This window comes from Streptomyces sp. NPDC023481 (genome assembly GCF_055560195.1).
Window position 1 is genome coordinate 431976 of the sequence record NZ_JBVHJE010000005.1, and the last position, 22091, is coordinate 454066.

Here is a 22091-nt window from a genome sequence, read left to right on the forward strand (position 1 = left end):
CCGCAGATTGGACATCGTTGTCTGCATCCTGGACGGCGGAGTCCGAAAACCCGGGCATTCGTGCATATTTCCATGGAACGCGTCGCGCTCGGCAGAACGCTGACGCCCTGCCCGTCAGGGCACCCGCTGTCCCTTGCCCAACGCGATGACCCCGCCCTTGGAGACGGTGTACAGCTCGGCGTCACGCTCCGGGTTGACGCCGATCGTCGCGCCGGGCGGCACCTCGACGTTCTTGTCCAGCACGGCACCGCGCACCACCGCGCCCCGGCCGATGTGCACGTTGTCGTGCAGCACCGAGCCCTGCACGACCGCGCCCGGGTCGACCCGTACGCCCGGCGACAGCACGGACCGGGTGACCTGGCCGCGGATGAGGCAGCCCGCGCTGATGATGGACTCGCTCGCGATGCCGCTCGCGTTGAAACGGGCCGGCGACAGCTGGTAGGAGTGCGTGTAGATGGGCCACTGGCGGTTGTAGAGGTTGAACGCGGGGCGCTCGGCGATCAGGTCCATGTGCGCCTCGTAGTAGGCGTCCAGGGTGCCCACGTCCCGCCAGTAGCCCCGGTCCCGGCTGGTCTCGCCGGGCACGTGGTTGTCGCCGAAGTCGTACAGCTGGGCCTCGCCGCGCCCGGTCAGCTGGGGCAGGATCGAGCCGCCCATGTCGTGCACGGACTGGCTGTCCTCGGCGTCCCGGTGCAGCGCCTCGATCAGGACCTTGGTGGTGAAGACGTAGTTGCCCATGGAGGCGAAGACCGTCTCCGGGTCGTCCGGCAGGCCCGGTGGATCGGCGGGCTTCTCCAGGAAGCGCTCGACGGTACGGCCGTCCGGGCCGGGCGTGATCACCCCGAAGGAGGAGGACTCCGCGCGGGGCACCCGGATGCCGGCCACCGTCACCCCCGCGCCGCCCTCGATGTGCTGCGCGAGCATCTGCCGCGGGTCCATGCGGTACACGTGGTCGGCGCCGAACACGGCCACGTACTCGGGCTGTTCGTCGTGCACGAGGTTGAGTGACTGCAGGATGGCGTCGGCACTGCCCAGGTACCAGCGCGGGCCGAGGCGCTGCTGGGCGGGGACCGGGGTGACGTAGTTGCCCAGCAGGCTGGACATCCGCCAGGTGGTGGTGATGTGCCGGTCCAGCGAGTGCGACTTGTACTGGGTCAGCACGCAGATGCGCAGCACGTCGGCGTTGACGAGGTTGGACAGCACGAAGTCGACGAGCCGGTAGGTGCCGCCGAAGGTGACGGCCGGTTTGGCACGGTCCGCGGTCAACGGCATCAGGCGCTTGCCCTCACCGCCCGCCAGCACGATCCCCAGTACGGAAGGCCCTCCCCGACGCATGACCGCTCCCCTCACCGTGGTTGAACCATGGTTGCCCCGAGCAGAGCGGACTAAGCCTGCTTGAGGATCTCCTCGTACAGCCCCGCCGTGCGGCGGGCCACCGCGTCCCAGCCGAACTCCCGTACCGCGCGCTCCCGTCCGGCCTCCCCCATCCGCCGGGCCGCGTCCGGATCGCCGAGGACGGTGTCCAGCGCCCGGGCGAGCCCGGCCTCGAAATCGTCGTCCATGTCGACCAGGAGACCGCTGTCGCCGTGCGCCACCACCTCGGGGATGCCGCCGACCCGGGACGCGACGACCGGTGTGCCGCAGGCCATCGCCTCCAGGTTGACGATGCCGAGCGGCTCGTACACCGAGGGACAGACGAAGACCGAGGCGTGTGTGAGGAGTTGGACGACCTCTGCGCGCGGCAGCATCTGCGGGATCCAGAACACGCCCGCCCGCACCCGGCGCAGCTCCTCGAACAGCTCCTGGAACTCGCGCTCGATCTCCGGGGTGTCGGGCGCGCCCGCGCACAGGACGACCTGGGCGCCGGGGTCGATGTCCCGTACGGCGCGCAGCAGATGGGGCACGCCCTTCTGCCGGGTGATGCGGCCGACGAACAGGACGTACGGGCGGGCGGGGTCGATGCCGTGCCGGGTGAGCGCGTCGGTGCCGTGGTCGGGGCGGTACAGCCGGGTGTCGATACCGTTGTGGATGACGTGGACCCGGGCCGGGTCCAGCGCCGGATAGCAGGCCAGGATGTCCTCCCGCATGGCGCCGGAGACGGCGATCACCGCGTCGGCGGCCTCGGTCGCGGTCCGCTCGGCCCAGCCCGACAGGGCGTACCCGCCGCCGAGTTGCTCGGCCTTCCAGGGCCGCAGCGGCTCCAGCGAGTGGGCGGTGACGACGTGCGGGACGCCGTACAGGAGCTTGGCGACGTGCCCGGCGAGCTGGGCGTACCAGGTGTGGGAGTGGACCAGTTCGCGGCCTCCGAGGGCGGCGGCCATGGCGAGGTCGACGGAGAAGGTGCGCAGCGCGTCGTTGGAGCCGTCGAGGACGGGCCAGGGCCGGTGGCGTACGACCCCCACGCCGCGCCCCTCGCCCCAGCAGTGCACCTCCAGGTCCACCAGGGCGGCCAACTCGCGGGCGAGGAACTCCACATGGACACCGGCGCCGCCGTACACATCCGGGGGGTACTCCCGGGTCAGCAGTCCCACTCGCACCCGGCAACCCCCTGGTCTCGGCGGTACGACCCCCTCATGGTCACCCAGATGCGCCGCCCGGGGAAGAGCGCGGAGAGGAAGGCGGGGTGGAGCGCGGGTCGGGGCGAGGGCCGGGGTGCGGCGGCCGGGTGAAGCAGCAGTCGCCGCAGAGGCCGCCGCCGGGCACCCGGTAGTACAGGCAGCAGCTGCGGCGCCGGAAGGCCGTGCCGGTGCGGGTGCCGGTGGTCTCCAGCAGGGGGTGGGCGAAGAGTTCGGCGGTGAGCGCGCGGGTGCGGGCCGCCACGTCGGTACGACCGTGGGCGCGGGCCCAGCGGCTCAGTTCCCGGGCGGTCGCGGCGAGCGCGGAGCCCGCGTTGCCCCACAGCAGACCGGCCGCGACGCCGTAGCGGGCGTGCAGGGTCACCGCAAGCGGCTCCAGATGGCCGTGCAGCACGGCCGCGGCGAGCGTGGCCGCGTCCCCGGGCAGCGGGCGCGGCTCGGTGAGCCACAGGTCGTCGGGGGCACTGGCGCGGGCGTCCCAGCGCAGCAGGCGCGGGTCCAGGTCGGGCACGTGGCCGTACAGGACGGCGCAGCCGAGGGCCGCCGACCACAGCCTGGCGGCCAGGCCCTGATGGGCGAGGGAGGCGGCGACGCGCGGCTCGGCGGTCCGCAGGCGTTCGGCGACGGTGGCGACCCGCAGCGCCACGGGATCGCGCCCGGGATCCGACGTGCCGCCCGCGTGGCCGTCCCCGCATCCGCCCGCGCAGCCGTCCGTGTTGCCGTCCGTGTAGCCGTCCGCGAGGGTCGGCAGCCGCCACGGGTCGGCGCCGGCCGTGCCCGCCGGCGTGCGCAGCACGAAGAAGCCGCCGAGCGGGCGCAGCGCGGCGAGTTCGGGGTCGAGGTCCACGGCACGACTAGTACCAGGCGGGTCACCGGGACGAGCGGGCGGGTGTCCTCCCTGCGTCGCCCCACCAGGGGATGATCACCCGGCCGGTGTACTCCATCGGCAGTAGGACGCATTGCGTGCTCAGGTACGACGACGGCGGGGGCGCGGGCGGGCAGAGTGTGCGCCATGGAAGCCGACCGCCCGCCGCACCCCGACGATCACCCCCGGGGCACGCAGAGGAGACACCGATGAGCGGCCTGGCGTTGGCCGTGCTCCTCTCGGTCGTCTCCGCCCTCGCCTACGCGGGCGGAGCCATCGCGCAGGAGCAGGTCGCGGTGTCCTCCCCCGGCAACGGATACCTCCCGCTACGCCGGCCCGGCTGGTGGGGTGCGCTGGGGCTGAACGGCCTCGGCGGCGTGCTGCACGTCGTGGCGCTGGCCTGCGGGCCGCTCAGCCTGGTCCAGCCGCTCGGCGCGCTGACCATCGTCTTCGCGCTGCCCCTGGCGGCCCTGTGCGTCGGCCGCCGGGCCGGCGCGGCCGCCTGGCGCGGCGCCCTCATGGCCACGGCGGGTCTGGCCGGCCTGCTGTCCCTGGTCGGCGCCTCCGCCGCGCACTCCCTCACCCCGGCCCAGCGGCCGGCGGTCGCGTTGGTCACCGGCACGGCGGTGGCGGCGCTGGTGTGCGCGGGCCTGGCCGCGCACCGGCACCCCGCGGTACGCAGCGTGCTGCTCGCCACCGCTGCCGGGATCGCCTTCGGCATGTCGTCGGTGTTCACCAAGACCGTGGCCGTCGACTGGACCCACGGCATCGGCCTGGGCGAACTGTCCTCGCTCGCGGTGATCGGCCTGTTCACCCTGGCCGGCGTCCTGCTGTCCCAGGCCGCCTACCGGGGCGGCGGCCTCGCCGCCCCGCTCGCCACCCTCACGGTGGTCAACCCGGTGCTGGCCGCCGCGGTCGGCATCCTCATGTTCGGCGAGACGTTCCGCTACGACACCACGGGCACGGTGCTCGCCCTGGGCTGCGCGGTGGTGGCGGCGGGCGGGCTGATCATGCTGACGACGGAGCGGATGGAGGGGACGGCGGACGGGGACGCGGCGACACTGGATGCGGTGCCGGCGGACGGTCGCACACCGACGGCCCTCTCACCGGCGGCCTCTTCCCCGGGCGCCGTCTCGCCGGTCGGCGTCGGGGCGCGTCCGGGAGTGCCACGGCAGCGAGGAGCCGCGGGCACCGCGGAGCCCACTCGCACCGCGGAGACCACTCGCACCGCGGACACCGCGGCGGAGCCGGACGGGCCCGCGGAACCCGCCGAACCCGTCGGAGCGTCCGGTGCGGACGCCGACCGTGGCGGGCCACCGGCCGAGGGCGCGCTCCCGGCGTCGTACAGCGCGCCGTCCCCGACCGTCCCCGCGCCGCTGCCGGTCCTGGACCGCCCGTGCTGCCGCGTCAGATCCTGACGCCACCGGCCCGCAGGTAGGCGAGCGGGTCGATGTCCGAGCCGAACCCCGGCCCCGTCCGCACCTCGAAGTGCAGATGCGGGCCCGTGACGTTCCCGGTGGCGCCGGAGCGGCCGATGCGCTGGCCGACGGTGACGGTCTGGCCGACCCGCACGGAGATGGCCGACAGGTGGGCGTACTGGGTGTAGCGGCCGTCGGCGTGCCGGAGCACGACCTGGTAGCCGTACGAGCCGCCCCAGCCCGCGGTGACGACCCGCCCGGTCTCCGCCGCGTGCACGGAGGTACCGGTCGGCACCAGGAAGTCGACGCCGGTGTGGTAGCCCTTCGACCAGTGGGAGCCCGCCACGTGGTAGCCGGTGCCGATGGACGCGGTCACCGGGGCGACGAGGGCGTGCCGGGCCGGAGGCGTCGTGTGGTGCGTGCGGGGATGTGTGGTGTGGTGCTCCGAAGGCGCCTTCTTCTTCGGCGACTTGGGGGGTGCGGGGCGGGTGGGGGTGCCGTTCAGGCTGATCCGCTGCCCCGGCATGATCAGGTCGGGGTCGGTGCCGACGGTGGCACGGTTGCCCGCGTACAGCGCGTGCCAGCCGCCCGGCACATGGTGGTCGACCGCGATGCCGGAGAGGGTGTCGCCGTGCACCACGGTGTACAGCTCGGCGCGGCCGGCCCGGGACTGCGGGGTGACCTGCGGCTGCACGTCCTTGGCGGAGCGGGAGTGGGTGGAACCGGAGTGGGCGGGGCCGGAGTGGGCGGAACCGGAGTGGGCGGGGCCGGTTCTCGTGGAGCGCGCGGTCTCGGTGTGCACGTCGGGAGCGGCTGCGCCCCGAGTGAGTCCGGCCCGTACCGAACACACCGGCCACGCGCCCGGCCCCTGCCCGTCCAGGACCTTCTCGGCGACGGCGATCTGCTCGCCCCGGGTGGCCAGGTCGGCGCGCGCCGCGTACCGGCCGCCGCCGTACGCCTCCCAGGTGGACTGGGTGAACTGCAGCCCGCCGTAGTAGCCGTTGCCGGTGTTGACGCTCCAGTTGCCGCTGGACTCGCAGGCGGCGACCTTGTTCCAGGTGGCCGCGTCGGCGGCGTGCGCGGTGCCGGCGGCGACCAGCGGGAGCGCCAGGCCGGCGCCACCGGCCGTGACGGTGAGTGAGGCGCGGTTGATCCTGTTCGGCTGGTACCGGCGGTGCCGGCCGCGTACGGCCATGTCCGAATCCCCTCGGCATGCGTCAGGAGCGGCAAAAGTTAGCGCCGCGAACTGGCCATGACAAGACGGAAATCCGGCCTCCCGTCCGGCCCAAGTGGCCGGGAACGGCCTCTGCTTGGGTCAGTGGGCCGGTGGGTGAGGCGGAGGGGGGCCTCGGCGCGTACCCATGCGTGGCGGGTCGGATGTGCGCTCGCCTGAGCGGCACGTCAGGATGGGCGAGGACCCGTACTGACGGAGCCGTAGTACACGAGGCAATCAGGGAGCAGGCGGTATGAGCACTTCAGCGCAGATCGGCGTCACGGGCCTGGCGGTCATGGGCCGCAACCTCGCCCGGAACTTCGCGCGCAACGGCTACACGGTCGCCGTGCACAACCGTACGGTGTCGCGCACGAAGGCGCTGGTGGAGGAGTTCGGGCAGGAGGGCGACTTCGTCGCGGCCGAGACGGCCGAGGAGTTCGTGGCGGCCCTGGAGCGCCCGCGCCGCCTGGTCGTCATGGTGAAGGCGGGCGAGCCGACGGACGCGGTGATCGAGGAGTTCGCGCCGTTGCTGGAGCCCGGCGACATGATCATTGACGGCGGTAACGCCCACTTCGCGGACACCCGGCGGCGCGAGCGGGAGCTGCGCGAGCGGGGCATCCACTTCGTCGGCACGGGCATCTCCGGCGGCGAGGAGGGCGCGCTGCACGGGCCGAGCATCATGCCGGGCGGCTCGAAGGAGTCGTACGAGTCCCTGGGCCCGATGCTGGAGAAGATCTCGGCGAAGGCGGCGGACGGCGCTCCCTGTGTCACGCACTGCGGCCCCGACGGCGCCGGGCACTTCGTGAAGATGGTCCACAACGGCATCGAGTACGCCGACATGCAGCTGATCGGCGAGGCGTACCAGCTGCTGCGCGATGTCGCCGGGTACGAGCCCGCGCAGATCGCGGACATCTTCCGGACCTGGAACACCGGCCGGCTGGACTCGTACCTGATCGAGATCACCGCCGAGGTGCTGTCCCACGTGGACGAGGCCACCGGCAAGCCGTTCGTGGACGTGGTCGTGGACCAGGCCGAGCAGAAGGGCACCGGCCGCTGGACGGTGCAGATCGCGCTGGACCTGGGCGTTCCGGTGTCCGGCATCGCCGAGGCGGTCTTCGCCCGCTCCCTGTCGGGCCACGCGGCGCTGCGGGAGGCCTCCCGGGGCCTGGCCGGGCCGAAGGCGTCGCCGCTGGGCGAGGCGGAGGCGGCGGCCTTCGCCGACCGGGTGGAGCAGGCGCTGTACGCGTCCAAGATCGTGTCGTACACGCAGGGCTTCCACGAGATCGCGGCCGGCAGCGAGGAGTACGGCTGGGACATCGACCTCGGTGCCGTCTCCGCGATCTGGCGCGGCGGCTGCATCATCCGCGCGGCCTTCCTGGACCGCATCCGCGCCGCGTACGACGCCCAGGCCGACCTGCCCAGCCTGCTGTCCGACGAGACGTTCGCCCGGGAGATCGCGGAGGCGCAGGACGACTGGCGCGAGGTCCTGATCGCCGCGACCCGGCAGGGCGTACCGACGCCGGGCTTCGCCGCGGCCCTGGCGTACTACGACGCCCTGCGGGCCCCCCGGCTCCCCGCGGCACTGACCCAGGGCCAGCGGGACTTCTTCGGTGCCCACACGTACCGCCGGGTGGACCGGGACGGCTCCTTCCACACGCTGTGGGGCGGGGACCGGTCGGAGGTGTCGGCGTAGGCGAAGCGGTTGCGGTGGGGGCGCGAGAGCGGGCGTGTGGCTCTTGTGCCCTTGTGCCCGTGGGCGTGCGGGGGCTTGTGTGCCCTTGGGCGTGCGGGGGCTTGAGCGGCGGGCCGTACCCACGCCGGAACCCGGCCGTCCGGGCCGGGCCACCCCGGCGTGGGCCTGGGTGCGGGGTGAGCCTCCCTTGGCTGCGGCCCGCTGTCTCAGGTGAGGGGCGGGCCCGGTTCCGGGTCGGGTACGGGCTCGGGGCCCGGCGGGATCGGGGACGGGGAAGGCCCCGGGGGGCCCGGGTGGGGCGGGGCCGGCGGCGGGGTCGGGTCGGGGCCCGGCGCGGGTGGGGTGGGCTGCGGGGCCGGATCCGGCGGCGGGACCGGGCTGGGGTACGGATCCGGCGGGGTGGGTGTCGGGCCCGGACCCGGTGTCGGGCCCGGCGGGACCGGGTCGGGGTGCGGGTTCGTCATGGTGTCCTCCGGGCAGTCACGGCACGTCGCCTCTGGACTTCTCCCCCGCATACCCCTCGTCCGCGCGACCACTCACCCGACGGCAGCACCGAAGGGGACCAGGCGGGTGGTCGTCGAGGGCAGGGAACGGACAGCCGGGCCGGCCGGGGCGTAGCCGGTCCCCACCACACCCGCGCCGGGCAGCGAAGCCGCCTCGCGCACCGGACGGACGGCGAAGCCCCCTGCGGAAACGGTCGTCCCCTCAGAACCGGTCCGGGTGGGCCCGCAGCCAGTCCTTCGCGGACGACAGCAGGGCCGGGTCGGCCGGCGGGGCGACGTCGGGATGGCGTTCGGCCCACTTCACGACGTACGGGCACAGGGGGGCCACCGGGATGCCCTCACGCTCGGCGAGGGCGTACAGCTCGCGGGCGAGCGACCCGGCGATGCCCTTCCCCTCGTGCGCGGGCTCGACGACCGTGTGGACGGGGACCAGGGCGCGTGCGGGCGCCTCCAGTACGAAGTACTCGATGCGGCCGACGACTTCACCGTCGCCGACGGCCTCCAGGCGGCCCGCCGCCCGGTCGTCGCGGATCTCGGTCTCGCTCATGGGCTCGCACGCTCCTGGTCCTCGGTCCTGGTCCGCCGGTCAGGCCTCCACGGCCTGCGGGCTGCGCTGCTGGTCCGAACCGGGCACCGGCTCGGAGGGGTCGGCGCCGAGGGACACGATCCGGTTGCCGGCGTCGACGTGCACGACCCGGGGCCGCAGCGCGCGTGCCTCCGCGTCGGTGACCTGAGCGTAACTGATGATGATCACGAGATCCCCGGGTTGCACCAGGTGGGCCGCGGCCCCGTTGATCCCGATGACCCCGGACCCACGCTCCCCCTCGATGACGTACGTCTCCAGCCGGGCCCCGTTGGTCACGTCGACGATGTGCACCAGTTCCCCGGGCAGCAGGTCGGCCGCGTCGAGCAAGTCGGCGTCGATGGTCACCGATCCCACGTAGTGCAGGTCGGCCTGGGTGACGGTGGCGCGATGGATCTTGGACTTGAACATGGTGCGCAGCATGTCGGACTCCTGGAAGACGGCTCCCTGCCTGCTTTGTGCAGGTCAAGGGCGGCCAACACCGTACATGGTCATGCCTTCGACTCCAAGACCTTCAAGAAGATCGTGCATTGCTGTGACCTACCTTCCCGCCACGTCTCGCTCGTCGTCGTGCCGCTCACGGAGCACGGCCACGTCGCCGACGCGCGGTGCGGTTCGTCCTGCTCGGCTGTACGCGGCCCCGCGCCGCACGCAGGGGAAGGTGCATCGGCCGTACGGGCGGGGCGGCGACGCGCAGGTCGATGCCCCGGCGTCCGCGAGGGCTACGGGGGTCTTGGTGCTTCACGTGCTCGCGCACGGCGCCGTCCTCCGCCCCTTGAACGGCGGGGGCCGGACATGGATCGTCAGCGACCGCACCGGTCCCCTGCCCTGCTCAGAGGCGGATCCTGACTTGCAGGTTGCCGACGAGGTCGACCGAGGCATCCGCGCTGACGGTCGCGGTCTCACCGGTGTCGCTGACCGCTTGCACCGAAACCAGCAGATGGTTCGTCACAGTCGTGGTCGGCGGTCCGAGGAGACGTACGGTCTCCTCGAGGAGAGCGGTCCGTGCTCACGTCGGCGCGTACCGCGTGGGCAAGGCCGCCCGTGGAGCGGATCGCCTCGACGACACGCTCCAGCCTGCTTGTTGCCGGGACGGTCCGAGGAGTGGTTGCCGGCCGGCGTGGCGCCCTCCGCGGCGAGCCGCATCGCGATCGCTGCACCGAAGCACCAGTGACCACCGCCACTTCACCCGTGAGCCGTGCGGGCGCGTCATTCAGCCTGGACAGCTGTCCCCCTCGTTCCGGTCGGCGACACGAGGCGGCGGTTGGCGCGGCCTCGTGCCGGGGCCGGGGTCGGCCGGTGGAATGTTCCAGTTGCCCCGGAAGGTGTTCTCCGGGTCGTAGCGGGACTTCACCTGACGCAGTCGGGCGAACTTCTCCGGTCCTCCGTACGCTTCGGTCAGCATCCGGACGTCGTCGCCTTCGTCGGCGTTGCGCATGTTCAGGTAGGTGCCCGCAGCCACGCAGGCCCCGAGCCGACCGACGGCTTCCCGGGCCCGTCGTGCGTACGGGACGTCGCACCGCGGGTCCTGCCAGTGCAACAGGAACTCCAGCCACCACGGGCAGTCACGGTGGGAGAAGGCGCTGTCCGCCTCGGGCACGTCGCACAGCGCCCCTCCGAGACCCAGCAGCACGATCTCCCCGTCCATCGGCATCTCGGTCCAGAAGCGCACGATCTCGGATATCGCCTCGTCGTGGAGGCCCCGAAGATGCGCTTCCTTGGTGTAGTAGCGCCTTCCATCGGGGAACTCGGCGTCCATGAGCCGCTGCACCCGGTCCGCGAATGGAAGCACGAGACACTCCCGTGCGCAGGGTCGGCCCACCTGGGTCAAGGACCGCACCTGTGCGGCCGCGGGGTCGGCGGGGTCGCCGAGCCACATGGCGATCAGCAGCAGCCCCGGTCGGCCCACGCGATCGGCGGGCACGAAGGGATAGGGTGGCAGCCGCTTTTTCAGTGACGCGTGCCAGCCGATCGTCCTGGGCAGTCCCGGGGCGAGGTCCGCGTACGCGGCCAGTGCCTCGTGCGCTTCCTCCGGCCGGTACAGGGACACGGCGACACGCATGCCGGGACCGAATCGGTGCGCGCGGAGAGTGAACCGGGTGACGATCCCGAAGTTGCCGCCGCCGCCCCGCAGCGCCCAGAACAAGTCCGCTCGCTCGGTCGCGGAGGCTTCGACCACCCGGCCGTCGGCGAGTACCACTTCGCACGCCACGAAATTGTCACAGGTCAGCCCTTGGGCCCGGGTCAGCCATCCGGTACCGCCGCCGAGCGCCAAGCCGCCCAAGCCGGTCTCGGACACCGTCCCGGTCGGCACCACCAAGCCGTGCGCGGCGGTGGCCCGGTCCAGGTCGGCGAGGCGACAGCCGCCCCCGGCCTCGACCAGGCCCTCGTCGGCGCGCACTGTCACCCGGCGCATGCCCGAAAGGTCGATGGTGAGGCCGCCGTCGCACAGCGCCTGGCCCGAGACGGAGTGACCCCCGCCGCGCACCGACAGGGGCAGGTTTTCCGCCCGGGCGGCGTCGACGGCGTGGACCACGTCGAGGGCTGAGGTGCACACAGCGATCGCCGCGGGCCGGCGGTCCACCATGGCGTTCCAAACCGTGCGGTGCTTGTCGTAGTCGTCGTCTCCCGGCACCAGTAGCCTTCCGCGGAACTCAGGAGCGACGGTGGCTGGCACCCGGCGTGCGCGGCCCGCCTTCATCGCGGTGAACCCGGATGGTGCGAGGTCCGGCCGACCTGGCCGGTACCCGGCATCTGATAGACAGCGATCAGGAGTTCACGCACCGTCAGGTTCGGTTCCCGGACGGTTGCGACAGGCGTGTCGAATCCCGAGAGGAAGGAGCCGAGCCGTTCCCCGCGCCGGGGATCTGGATGCCGGCCGACGAGGCGACCGGTGCCGTCCCGGCCGGCGGGGGCGGACGTCTCACTCATGGGTGCCGGCCGGGCGGGGTGGTGCGAGGAGCTGATGGAGTGCGTGAGGGGCATGGGCGTTCTCCCAGTGTTCGATGATCAGCCCGTCGGCGAAGCGCCAGAGTCCGCAGAAGGGCATGGCGAAGGTCCGAGGGCGGGAGGCCCGCAGTGTGCCTAGGACGGCACCGAAATAGTCGTTGGCGACGATGTGTTCGGTGTCCATCACGAGGGTGCCGCCGGTGGCCCGGACGAGGTCGCGTTCATGGGCCAGGACGACGTCCCTTCCCCGGACCACCCGGCCCTCGTCGTCGCCCCGGTACGCAGGGTGGAGGACGATGTCCGGGTCCGCGAAGTCCACCAGGCGCGGCAGGTCGGCGTAGACGGTTTCCAGGATGCGTACGTGCGGATGGACGGGGGCGGTCATCGGGTGGCCTCCTGGGCGTCGGGGCGCCAGGGCGTGGCTTCGGCACACAGCTTCTCGATCTCGGCCCACTCCCGGTCGCTGAGCTGGAGGCGGGCCGCCGCGACGTTCTCCTCGAGGTGGGACACAGAAGTGGTCCCGGGGATCAGCAAGGTGTTCGGGGAGCGGTGCAGAAGCCAGGCCAGGCCGAGTTGGGCTGCGGTGGCACCGTAGCGCCCGGCCACGGCGGTGAGTACGCCGTCGGGGCCGACGAGATCGCCGTGCCCCAGTGGGAACCAGGGGATGAAGGCGATGCCGTGCCGGTTCGCGTAGTCGAGGACGTCCTCGCCAGCCCGGTCCGCGATGTTGTAGAGATTCTCCACCGCTGCTATCTCGGTGATGCGCCGGGCCCGCTCCAGCTGCTGCACGGTCACCTCGGGCTGGCCCGACAGCCCGAGGTGACGGATCTTTCCCTCCTTCTGCAGGTCGGCGAGGGTTCCTATCTGATCCTCCAGCGGCACTGCGTCGTCGATGCGGTGCAGCATGTAGAGCTCGATTCGCTCCAGACCGAGCCGGAGGAGGCTCACCTCGACCTGCTGGCGCAGGTATGCGGGCCGGCCGAGCGCCACGATGTACGGAGAGCGGTTCTCCGCCCTGACCCAGTCGTCGGGTCCGCTGCGCAGCATCCCGCCCTTCGTGGCGATGACCAGGCCCTCCGGGTAGGGGTGCAGCGCGGCGCGGATGAGTTCCTCGTTGTAGCCGGGCCCGTAGGAGTCGGCCGTGTCTATGAAGTCGACGCCGAGTTCCACGGCGCGCCGCAGGACCGCCATCGCGTTGTCCGGGTCGGCGGGCGGGCCCCACATGCCGGGGCCGGTCAGATGCATGGCGCCGTACCCCATGCGGTGGACGCGCAGGCCATCGGCGAACGTGAAGTCCGTGGGAGGTGTGGCGGTTGGCGTACTCATGCCGTAGCGCTCCTCTCGGCTGAGCTGATGGGGGATTGTTCGGTGTCGGAGGCCGATGTCCCTCCGGCCATAGGCCTGTCCTCGTCGCCCAGCCAGGTGCCCATGCTGATCTCTGCGGTGATCCCGGGTCCGAACCCGGCGACGATGCCGCGGTGCCCGGGGCGCAGGGTTTCTGAGGTGATCACCCGCCGGAGCACGTCCAGGACGACCGCGGAGGCGATGTTGCCGCGGTGGGTGAGCGTGGCGCGGCTGAAGGAGAAGAGGTCCGACGGCACGCCCAGAAAGTGGGACAGGTCATCGAGGATGCGGGGGCCGCCGGCGTGGATGACGTAGAAGTCGAGTGCCGAGGCGTTCCAGCCGTGGGCGGCTGCCACGTCCCGCAGGGCGGGCGCGAGTTGCTCCATGGTACGGGGGACTCGGCGGTCGAGACGGAAGTGGAACCCGGTGTCCTTGACGGCGTAGGAGATCCAGTCCTCGGTGTCCGGGACCAGCCGGGAGCCGTTGGCCTCCAGCCGCAGGCCGTACGTGGAGTGGGACTTGACGACGGCGGCGGCGACCGCGTCGCCGAAGAGGCCGTTCGACAGCAGGTTGCCGACTTCCAGGTCGTCGGGCTGGTAGCACAGCGAGCAGAACTCGCAGGAGACGACGAGGACGTTGGAGCCGGTGTGGGACGCGCAGAAGTCATGGGCGCGGTTGATCGCGGCGCCCCCGGCCGCGCAGCCGAGCTGTGCGATAGGAATCTGGCACGTGTCATGCCGAAAGCCCAGCTCGTTGATCATCCATGCGGTGAGCGACGGCATGGTGAACGCGGTGCAGGACACGAAGACGATGGCATCTATGTCCGCGACCGTGAGTCCTGCGTTGTTCAAGGCCCGGTCGACCACGGCGGGGATACGGGCCTTCGCCTCACGCACGTAGACCTTGGTGCGCTCCTCGACGCCTGGGTGACGAAGGGTGCGCTCAAGGGGCTGGATCAGATGTCGCGTGCGCACGCCTGTGTTGGAGATGAGTTTGAGCGCAAGGGGCAGCTGATCGTGGTCCCCGTGCAGACGCTCCGCGAGGTGCAGGGTGTCCTCGATGGTGATGGTGTACTCCGGGACGCATACGGCGGGGCAACATATGACCGCCATGGCACTCCTCCGGTGTTGTCGGTTGGGGGTTCGGGGCGGATTTGGACGCAAGGGGACGACGCCGTCGCGTGACGTGCTGGTCGGCCGCCGTCAGCAGCGGTGCCTCGCGGATGTGAAAGCCCAGTCAGGTGCTGCTCGTCAGTTCCGCACCGGGACTGATAACCGGTTAACCGCAGTGCCGCAATCCCTAACAGCCGTTGAGGACTCGTGCTGTGAACACGTTGAACGGGCCCGAATGAGGTCGCCGCCGCCCGGTGCGGGGGCAGACGGGTCCCTTCGACGGTCCACCATCGCCCCTGGTGCCAAGCACAAACCTTGTGCTCGACACGGGATCAGCCCCCTCGGCGAGGCCTCCCTCGTGTCGTCCCGTTGGGCCTACGGCGCACAGTGACGCTCATGAGCCGTGCAAAGGATTCCTGGCGAGCGCCATGAGCCCACGGGCCTGTTCGCATACTGCGGCCGCTTTGGGGTGGCGTGGGAACGCGCTGAGAGTGTCGATGAGGTCCGCAAGAACGCGATCCGCCTGAGCGGAGCGCAGCAAAGGGTAGAGGTCGAGGAAATGCTGCCAATGGCTGCACGCCTCCCCCAGGCGCCCGGCTTCGAGTAGAAGGTGCGCGAGACGCGCGTGGGTGAGCGCCGCCGGCCGGTGTTCCCTCGATGAGCGCCCGTGCACAGCGGCTTGGAAAGCGGCGACTGCCTGGTCGCGCCGCCCCAGGGCATAGAGGGCCCGGCCCTGCTGGTAAGCGAAGGCCGCAGCCGGATAGGAGGTGAACGGTCCCTCCTCGCCGGACGACTGCCGAAGAGCGTCCTCGGCCGCAGCCAGATCGGTATCCGCCTGACGGGAATCGCGCAGTAGGGCGCTGGTCAGGGCGCGCTGGCTCAGCACGTACGCACGGACTGCCGCAGGTGCGCCGGGTGGCGCGTGTCTGAGGGCCGCCGCGGCGAGATCTGAAGCCTGCCGGATGTGGCCGAGGTTCGCGGCCTGGGTGCTCATAGCGCGCAGGACAATGGCACACGTCAGTCGATCACCCGCTGCACGCGCCAGGCCGAGGCTGGTCCTGAAATAGTTCTGGGCGAGCCCCTGATGTCCTGCGTCCGCAGTCATGACGGCCAACACGTGGGTCAGTTGGGCGACCGCCGTCAGGACCTGTCGGCGCAGCTCGTCCGGCGCCGGTCCGGCTATGAAGCCCATGCCGTCGTCGACGAGGTAGATGGCGAGCGCGCTCCGCGCATGGTTGCCGCCGTGCGCGTCAACGCTGGCCGCGAAGAGCCGTGTGGCAGCTCCCAGCAGAGTCAGATCTGTGCGAAGGACCGGGCGTCCGACGGCAGAGCCGAGAGATTGCAAGGGGATCGCACTCGGGGGCACGGACTCGCCTGAAAGGTCGAACACGGTCTGAGTAAGGAAGACGCGTTGTTCTGGATCGGCTTCCGCCCTACACAACCGGGTGAGGCGCCGTACGGGGTCCGGCTCCTCCTGTGGCGGCGCCGCAGAGCCACGGGCGTCGTGCCGCCGTTCGTCGGGGCCGGCCACGAGTCCGGTGTCCTCGGCAGTGATCAGCCGACCGCACCTGCGGCTCAGTACCTGACCCACCAGATCGGCTACCGGACGACGGGGGCGTGAGCCCTTCAGCCAGTGCGCGACCGCCGTGCGGTCATAACGAAGCGGGTACCCCTGCTGGCTGCCCAACGTGTTCAAGGCCCTGGACAGTTGGGCCCCGTTCCAGTCGGCTTCCACGAGAAGGGCGGCGAGTCGTCGGTTCGGCTGCTTACGGGACATCTGTTCTCCGGCTCACGGAACCGAGCGATCCAGCAGACGCACGTGCTTGGCGCAGGACGCCTGCTCCGATGCATGTCGTTGGCCGACGTCCGCTCCCTCAAGGGAGACATTTACCACGCAATCGGCCCCGAATCCCTACTCGGCGGACGATACCGGCGACTTCTGGCCAACGGGCCGCCGGAACGCAGCAAGGGTGCACGTCCGAAGTCGTTCAACGCGTTCACGTGTCCGGTACTGTGTGCAGCTTCTCATTCCGCTTGTTCGGCACTGTAATGGAGAGTCACCGCACCGGTGCGGCACCGTCGCCCAAGGCCGAGCCCCGGCCAGAGGCCCACCGAGGCCGCCTGTCAGGCTCCGGTCGCTGCCCTTCGGGGGGCCGGTATCGAGGGGCAGGACAAGAGCGAACACCGCGTCCGTGCGGCTGAAGCTGAGCGCGTCGCAGGTTGTCGCCGCCATCCCCACAGCAAAGGTCTGCAGAGTGTGCATCATGCAGGATCCATTCATCTTCGAAGCACTCGTACGGTCCGACGACCGAAGCCGTTCTGATCAGCCGGATACCGGTCCGCGAGGAGCCGACCGCCGCCGGACCGAGGCACTCGGCAGCGACCTGTCGCTGGGGTCGGCCCCGATGGACCAGGCGTTGATCGCGCAGGCGGCGGACGCATGAAGTCACTGCTGAGCGACCTCGACGAAGCGGCACCGACAAAGGGTCGGTCCATGCCTGTGCATCACTCGCTGCCGCCTGCCGTCGTATCCGCGACACGTCCGGACGCCTCCTGGGCCCAGCTCGCCGTGTCGCCCCTTCGGTGTGTGAGGTCACCATTCACCGTCACCAAGCACCCGCACCACCCGCTCTGACAGTCAGGAGCACCACATATGGGCATCAACGTGTCCCCCTACGCCGACAGTTGGGAGACCTACTGGGCCAAAACAGCAGCCCAGGGGGAATCGTCGTTGTGGGACTGCGACCCTGCGTACGCCAGTGCCCGTGACCTGCCGCACTTCGCGTCCTACCTCGACCCCGAGCAGACGCTGATCGACGTCGGGTGCGGCAACGGGACACAGACCCGCTACCTCGCCCAGCACCACAGACGGGTCATCGGAACCGACGTTTCCCCCTCGGCCATCAGTCAGGCGCGCGCCCACGATCCCAACCACACGTACCTGGTGCTCGATCTGCTCGATTCCTCGGCCGTGAACACCCTGTACGGAATGCTTGGCGACGCCAGCATCTACATGCGCACCGTCCTTCACCAGATCCGGCCGGAGCACCGCCGCGCCTTCGCGGCCTCCCTGCGCACCCTGCTGGGCGCCAAAGGGATCCTCGCCTTGGTCGAACTGGCGCCAGGCTCCGAGGACTACCTGCGTCAGCTCACAGCAGCGTACGGCCCTCCCCCCGCCCTCACCCGAGTCCTCGACACCGGTGTCCACCCCGGTAGCGTCCATCGTGACGAGGCGCTTGCCCTTCTGGGCAGGGACGAGTTCACAGTTCTCGCCGAATCGGACACCACCGTCCACACCACCTACACCCTGCCCACTGGCCGGCGCGCTGACGTCCCCGCGTACTTCATGGCCCTGCGCCGCACGTGAACGAAGCAGGCGGGCAACTCCAGGAGCCGGAGGCGTTCAGCCCTGCGAATACTCTGCCGCGGGCTCACGGAAAGCCGACCGTCTCCTTCACGACCGGCGATGCTCGTCGACGGCATCGACGGACTCCCTGCGCGACCGGTCCGACGGCATGCGGCGTCTCACCCGGCAGGCCCTCAGCGCATCATGGCCCACCCCTGCAGCTCCTCCCGGCGGCAGGGCAGCCGGCTGCCCTGCCAGCCCAACTACGGAGGCAGCGGTCCCCTGGGCACCTTCTTCTGCAACGACCACACCCACTTCGACACCTACGGCGCCCAGCGGGTCGCGGGACTCGTCGCCGATGACGTGCGCCGCCAGAACCTCCCGCTCACCGCCTATCTCAGGTAGCACGCGGCGGTCGGCGCATACCGAGGCCGGTAGGTTCGCGGGTGGCCTCGATGACGGCGGTACCTCAGCCCGACGACGCCGTCGACCCCACCTTTCGGTGGCGCACGCAAGCGGCTCGGCCGGGCCGCTCGCGTGCGCCGAAGGCGGAGCCGGAGGCCCCGGGCGAGGCAACGAGTCGCCTGTCCGGGCAGCCGTCCCCAGGTTGTTCAGGACTCACACCGACCGCTGGCCTACTTTCCTGACACCCTGGCAGATGTCCGGAGGGGGGCTTCGCTCACTCTCGCGGACCCCGCCGTGGCGACCGCCCAAGCCTACGCAGCACCCCCGACGGACGTCCGTGATCGCCGTCCCACGTTGTGGTCGTTGACCGCGCTCGGGGAACATCGCGGGATGAGCGAGATCATCTTGATGTCGGATCCACGGGTGGCAGCTGTCCCCGTACACGAGTGCGGTGAGCGGCTGGTCGACGTCCGGAGGGGGCCACTCCTCGTGGACCTGCGGAAACAGAACGACTCGGACGCCTTCTTCTACCTGCGGAAAGGCGTCCTGGAGCGTCTGCTACAGGCACAGGCGCACTTGCCGGCCGGCCTGGGGCTCCTGGTGGTCGAGGGCTATCGTCCTCCGGCGTTGCAGCGGCGCTACTTCGAGACATACGCGGCCGGACTGCGAGCCGAGCAGCCTGGATGGACCGATGAGCAGATCCGGTCGGCGGCGAGCCGTTTCGTGTCGCCACCGGAGATCGCGCCGCACAGTGCGGGAGCGGCGGTGGATCTCACGCTCGTGGATGCGGACGGCCGTGAGCTGGAAATGGGTACGCCTGTGAACGCGACTCCAGAGGAGAGTGCCGGCGCCTGTTACACCGACGCTGCCGGGATCGGCGTGCAGGCGCGCGCCCACCGGGAGATCCTGGGGCGCGCACTGAAGGCCGTGGGCCTGGTGAACTATCCGACGGAGTGGTGGCACTGGTCGTTCGGCGACCGCTACTGGGCGTTGGCCACGGGAGCGGCAAGCGCCTGTTACGGACCGGACCCGCACGGCGTCCCCGAATGACGTCTCCGCAGGCGCCGTGACGCCTCGCGGCCGATCCGGATCACGCGGCCGTGCACCCGGCGCGGGTAGGCGGCGAGTCTGCGGAGGGACCAGCGGGTAAAGGGCCGGCCCAGCCTGGTCGGGTGAGCGGTGGCCGTCTGGACGACGAAGTCCTCGTCATCAGGGCTGAGAAGGCGGGGACGGCCTCCCGTCCACCGAGGGTTTAGAAGGCCAGGCCGATCTCTCCGAATCGGTGGATCACGCCCGGGCGGTGTCCTCGTCGGCACCGGATTGGCGCTTGGGAATACAAGGCGAACGAGCAGGTCAACGGGGAGCAAGGAGGCCGTCCACCAGGGCTCGGAGGCCGTCCAGGTAGGTGTCCTCGGCAGTCAGTGGTGCCCAGTGGTCCGCGACCTGTGCCAGACGGGGCAGCTCGCTCGGGTCGAGATCGGCGAAGACGCGCTCCCGGTAGGTGGGTCGGTCGTCGTCTTTGCGCCGCCTGGCTGCGGTCAAGCGCACGACGATTTCTCCGGCGGTGTAGTACCAGATCGCGCGGTAGCCGTGTACTGCCCGCTCGGGTGACAGGCCGCATTCGACCAGGCCGTCAACGATCTGCTCGACGAACCAGAGAGCGGATGTGGCCATGAGGTCGTCGGCGGTCAGCACCTCCACGATCCACGGGCAGGCGGCGAGCGCCTCGTGGATCGTGGCCGCTGCGACGACGATCCGCTCGCGGGGCTCAGCGGGCAGTTCGGGTCGCCGCAGCGCCCGCGCGGCGTAGTCGTCCAGCAACAGGACGAGCAGTTCTTCCTTGTTGCGGACGTGGTGGTAGAGCGCCATCGGCGTACTGCCGATCTCCGCGGCCAGCCGCCGCATGGTCAGCCGGTCCACGCCTTCCGCGTCCACGATCCGACGGGCGGCCTGGACGACCTCCTCGCGGGAGATGCGGGGAGGTCGGCCGAGGGTTCTGCGCGGCACGGACGGTTGCGGCATGCCCTCATCATCCCCCAGGTATCGACAACGCCAATTCGCTGACGCTACTTTCCTTACATGTATAGAAACTCGCGAAGGCGACCCGGAACGGTGCTGGCGGCCGTGGCCGTCGCCCAGTTCGCCGTCGCCCTGGACTTATCCGTGGTCAATGTCGCCCTGCCCGCGATCCGCTCCGCGCTGGGGTTCGCACCGCTCGACCTGTCATGGGTCGTGCACGTCTACGCGCTCACGCTTGGCGGCTTTCTTCTGCTGGGAGGCCGCGCATGTGACCTCTACGGCCGACGGCGGCTGTTCGTGCTCGGCTTGGCCGTCTTCGGGCTGTGCTCACTGGCGGGCGGGCTCGCCCAGGCACCCTGGCAACTGATCGCCGCCCGCGCCGGCCAGGGCCTGGGAGCCGCCGCGGCCACGCCGGCCACGCTGGCGATGCTCACCACCACCTTCCCCGAGGGCCCGCAGCGTGTACGCGCGCTCGGGGTGTGGAGCGGGGTGAACGCCGCGGGGGGAGCAGTGGGCGTGCTGGCGGGTGGGTTGCTGACCCAGTACGCGGGCTGGCGCTGGGTGATGCTGATCAATCTGCCCATCGTCGCGGTGGCTCTCGCGCTGGTCCGCACAGGCGTGCCCGTCGAAGCACGCCCCGCCCGGCGCGAGAGGCTGGATGTGCTCGGTGCCGTCCTGGCCACCGGTGGAGTCGGGTTGCTGGTGACCGGTGTCGTGCGCACCGACGCCCAAGGGTGGGACTCCCCGGCCACATGGACGATGCTCGTCGCCGCGGCCCTGCTCCTGGCCGCCTTCGTCGTCACCGAATCCCGGGCTTCCGCACCGCTGTTGCGCCTGGGCCTGCTGCGCAACCGCTGGGTCGCCGGCGCCAACGTGCTGGTCTTCTTCTCCACGGCCGGGCAGTTCGCGGCGTTCTACTTCGTGTCCCTGTACATGCAGCAGGTTCTGGGCATGAGTGCCGCGGCGACCGGTGCCGCGTTCCTGCCCTTCTCCGCAAGCCTGGTCGCGGGCACCCTCGTCGCGACCCGTGTCACCGCCGCACGCACCCCCCGTGCCTCCCTGGTGCCCGGCGCGCTGCTGGCCGCCGCGGGCCTGGCATGGTTCGCGTTCATCAGCCCCGACGGCGGCTTCCTTACCGACGTGCTCGGCCCCTGCGTCATCACCGGCATCGGCGTCGGACTGGTCATCGCTCCGATCGTCGCCGCCGCGACCACCGGCGTCGCCCGCCATGAGGCCGGCATGGCCTCCGGCCTCATGAACAGCTCCCGCCAACTCGGCGGCTGCGTCGGCCTGGCCGCCCTGGCCACCGTCGCCGCACACCGCACCGGCACGGCAACCGACCCCGCCGCGCTCGACGACGGCTACGCCCTGGGCCTTGCCATCGCCGCCGCCCTCTTCGTGATCGCGGCCGTCGTGGCGATCACCGTGCTGCCCCGCCGCCGGGCCGGAACACCTGCCCCGCAACGCGCCACCACCGCGGAGAACCGACTGGAAGGAACACCGTCATGACGACAACTCCCCTTTCACCCGTCGACCTGTTCGCCTCGGCGCTGCACATCCACCCCGACGGCGATATCCGAGCCACCGAACGGCGGGTGACGCACGGCGACTTGGGCGCCTGGCAACTCGCGGCGTTCCACGTGGAGACGGACGCGGACGTGCACGCAGATCACTGGGAGATGCACCCGCAGGCCGAGGAGGCGGTGTGCTGCCTGACCGGCGGCGTCCGCCTTTACCTCCGTCCCACCAGGCCCGACGGCACCGAGGACATGGTGCGACTGAAGCCGGGGACCGCCGTGATCGTCCCCCGTGGCCGCTGGCACCGCCTGGAACTGGACGCGCCCAGCGACCTGCTGTCGATCACCCTTCGCCACGGCACCCGCCTCGAGAACCGTACCGGCACTCACTGACAGCGGGATGGCCCGGCACAGCTAGGCCCTCTCTTTCGGATCTTGCCGGCGTCGCGGGGTCTGGCACGCACATCTGCGGCGTTGTCGTCGGTCGCCGACGCTCCGCGTCGACTCCCTCCTCCGCCTTGCAGCTGCACGCACCAGACCCCGCTCGG

20 protein-coding genes and 1 pseudogene are annotated in these 22091 nt (G+C 71.1%); 8 read left to right on the forward strand and 13 right to left on the reverse strand.

The annotated features are described in order from the left end of the window. Positions 1-114 precede the first annotated feature (114 nt). From glgC to ACZ3ZD_RS14140, 3 genes are read right to left on the reverse strand one after another with little or no spacing between them, the layout of a single operon-like run. Positions 115-1335: a glucose-1-phosphate adenylyltransferase gene (gene glgC / locus ACZ3ZD_RS14130; RefSeq protein ID WP_467396454.1), complete on the reverse strand. Its 1221-nt coding sequence runs from the start codon at positions 1333-1335 to the stop codon at positions 115-117. A 50-nt stretch (positions 1336-1385) separates the two neighbouring features. Next, positions 1386-2531, reverse strand: coding sequence for a glycogen synthase (gene glgA / locus ACZ3ZD_RS14135; RefSeq protein ID WP_467396456.1), 1146 nt, complete (start codon positions 2529-2531; stop codon positions 1386-1388). 46 nt (positions 2532-2577) lie between these two features. Beyond that, entirely contained in the window at positions 2578-3423 is an 846-nt protein-coding gene (locus ACZ3ZD_RS14140) for a (2Fe-2S)-binding protein (RefSeq protein WP_467396458.1), read from the reverse strand. A 227-nt stretch (positions 3424-3650) separates the two neighbouring features. On the opposite strand from ACZ3ZD_RS14140, the gene ACZ3ZD_RS14145 reads away from it, so the two are divergent. Further along, the gene (locus ACZ3ZD_RS14145) at positions 3651-4859 is read left to right on the forward strand and encodes a DMT family transporter (protein WP_467396460.1); all 1209 of its coding nucleotides are present in this window, start codon (positions 3651-3653) and stop codon (positions 4857-4859) included. On the opposite strand, the gene ACZ3ZD_RS14150 is transcribed toward ACZ3ZD_RS14145, so the two are convergent. Beyond that, the gene (locus ACZ3ZD_RS14150) at positions 4849-6054 is read right to left on the reverse strand and encodes a transglycosylase family protein (protein WP_467396462.1); all 1206 of its coding nucleotides are present in this window, start codon (positions 6052-6054) and stop codon (positions 4849-4851) included. The two genes, ACZ3ZD_RS14145 and ACZ3ZD_RS14150, sit on opposite strands and share 11 nt — an antisense overlap. Before the next feature lie 271 nt (positions 6055-6325). On the opposite strand from ACZ3ZD_RS14150, the gene gndA reads away from it, so the two are divergent. Further along, positions 6326-7765 (forward strand): NADP-dependent phosphogluconate dehydrogenase, encoded by a 1440-nt coding sequence (gene gndA / locus ACZ3ZD_RS14155; protein WP_467396464.1) that lies wholly within the window; start codon positions 6326-6328, stop codon positions 7763-7765. A 705-nt stretch (positions 7766-8470) separates the two neighbouring features. On the opposite strand, the gene ACZ3ZD_RS14160 is transcribed toward gndA, so the two are convergent. The 7 genes from ACZ3ZD_RS14160 to ACZ3ZD_RS14190 all read right to left on the reverse strand — a co-directional run bounded on the left by ACZ3ZD_RS14160 (position 8471) and on the right by ACZ3ZD_RS14190 (position 16033). After that, positions 8471-8815, reverse strand: coding sequence for a GNAT family N-acetyltransferase (locus ACZ3ZD_RS14160; protein ID WP_467396465.1), 345 nt, complete (start codon positions 8813-8815; stop codon positions 8471-8473). Between the two features lie 39 nt (positions 8816-8854). Continuing rightward, the gene (gene panD, locus ACZ3ZD_RS14165; RefSeq protein WP_467396467.1) at positions 8855-9274 is read right to left on the reverse strand and encodes an aspartate 1-decarboxylase; all 420 of its coding nucleotides are present in this window, start codon (positions 9272-9274) and stop codon (positions 8855-8857) included. 790 nt (positions 9275-10064) lie between these two features. Then, positions 10065-11486, reverse strand: a complete 1422-nt coding sequence (locus tag ACZ3ZD_RS14170; RefSeq protein WP_467396469.1) for an FAD-binding oxidoreductase — start codon at positions 11484-11486, stop codon at positions 10065-10067. 288 nt (positions 11487-11774) lie between these two features. Continuing rightward, positions 11775-12185, reverse strand: a complete 411-nt coding sequence (locus tag ACZ3ZD_RS14175) for a nuclear transport factor 2 family protein (protein WP_467396471.1) — start codon at positions 12183-12185, stop codon at positions 11775-11777. Next, positions 12182-13126: an aldo/keto reductase gene (locus tag ACZ3ZD_RS14180; protein WP_467396473.1), complete on the reverse strand. Its 945-nt coding sequence runs from the start codon at positions 13124-13126 to the stop codon at positions 12182-12184. Before ACZ3ZD_RS14180 ends, ACZ3ZD_RS14175 begins: the two co-directional genes overlap by 4 nt. Next, positions 13123-14256, reverse strand: a complete 1134-nt coding sequence (locus tag ACZ3ZD_RS14185) for a type III polyketide synthase (RefSeq protein WP_467396475.1) — start codon at positions 14254-14256, stop codon at positions 13123-13125. Before ACZ3ZD_RS14185 ends, ACZ3ZD_RS14180 begins: the two co-directional genes overlap by 4 nt. Before the next feature lie 394 nt (positions 14257-14650). Further along, positions 14651-16033 carry a hypothetical protein gene (locus ACZ3ZD_RS14190; protein WP_467396477.1) on the reverse strand — a complete coding sequence of 461 codons (1383 nt, stop codon included), beginning with the start codon at positions 16031-16033 and terminating at the stop codon, positions 14651-14653. A 415-nt stretch (positions 16034-16448) separates the two neighbouring features. Here ACZ3ZD_RS14190 and ACZ3ZD_RS14195 point away from each other — a divergent pair, with 415 nt between their 5' ends. From ACZ3ZD_RS14195 to ACZ3ZD_RS14210, 4 genes are all read left to right on the forward strand, one after another. Then, positions 16449-16700 (forward strand): hypothetical protein, encoded by a 252-nt coding sequence (locus ACZ3ZD_RS14195; protein WP_467396479.1) that lies wholly within the window; start codon positions 16449-16451, stop codon positions 16698-16700. A gap of 209 nt (positions 16701-16909) precedes the next feature. Then, positions 16910-17623: a class I SAM-dependent methyltransferase gene (locus ACZ3ZD_RS14200; protein ID WP_467396481.1), complete on the forward strand. Its 714-nt coding sequence runs from the start codon at positions 16910-16912 to the stop codon at positions 17621-17623. A 183-nt stretch (positions 17624-17806) separates the two neighbouring features. After that, a complete protein-coding gene (locus tag ACZ3ZD_RS14205) occupies positions 17807-18007 on the forward strand; it encodes a hypothetical protein (protein WP_467396482.1) in 201 nt (66 codons plus the stop codon). A 390-nt stretch (positions 18008-18397) separates the two neighbouring features. Next, positions 18398-19057, forward strand: a complete 660-nt coding sequence (locus ACZ3ZD_RS14210; protein ID WP_467396484.1) for a M15 family metallopeptidase — start codon at positions 18398-18400, stop codon at positions 19055-19057. Here ACZ3ZD_RS14210 and ACZ3ZD_RS14215 read toward each other — a convergent pair. Together ACZ3ZD_RS14215 and ACZ3ZD_RS14220 are read right to left on the reverse strand one after the other, a co-directional pair. Beyond that, positions 19045-19321 (reverse strand): annotated as a pseudogene (locus ACZ3ZD_RS14215) (helix-turn-helix domain-containing protein); the annotation flags it as partial. The gene ACZ3ZD_RS14210 and the pseudogene ACZ3ZD_RS14215 overlap by 13 nt on opposite strands. 39 nt (positions 19322-19360) lie before the next feature. After that, positions 19361-20029, reverse strand: coding sequence for a TetR/AcrR family transcriptional regulator (locus ACZ3ZD_RS14220; RefSeq protein ID WP_467396486.1), 669 nt, complete (start codon positions 20027-20029; stop codon positions 19361-19363). Positions 20030-20086: 57 nt separating this feature from the next. Between ACZ3ZD_RS14220 and ACZ3ZD_RS14225 the strand changes: the two genes are divergently transcribed. Both ACZ3ZD_RS14225 and ACZ3ZD_RS14230 read left to right on the forward strand, forming a co-directional pair. Continuing rightward, complete coding sequence (locus ACZ3ZD_RS14225; RefSeq protein ID WP_467396488.1) at positions 20087-21535, forward strand: MFS transporter; 1449 nt, start codon at positions 20087-20089, stop codon at positions 21533-21535. Next, positions 21532-21936, forward strand: a complete 405-nt coding sequence (locus ACZ3ZD_RS14230; protein WP_467396490.1) for a cupin domain-containing protein — start codon at positions 21532-21534, stop codon at positions 21934-21936. The genes ACZ3ZD_RS14225 and ACZ3ZD_RS14230 overlap by 4 nt, the downstream gene beginning before the upstream one ends. The last annotated feature ends 155 nt before the right edge of the window (positions 21937-22091 follow it).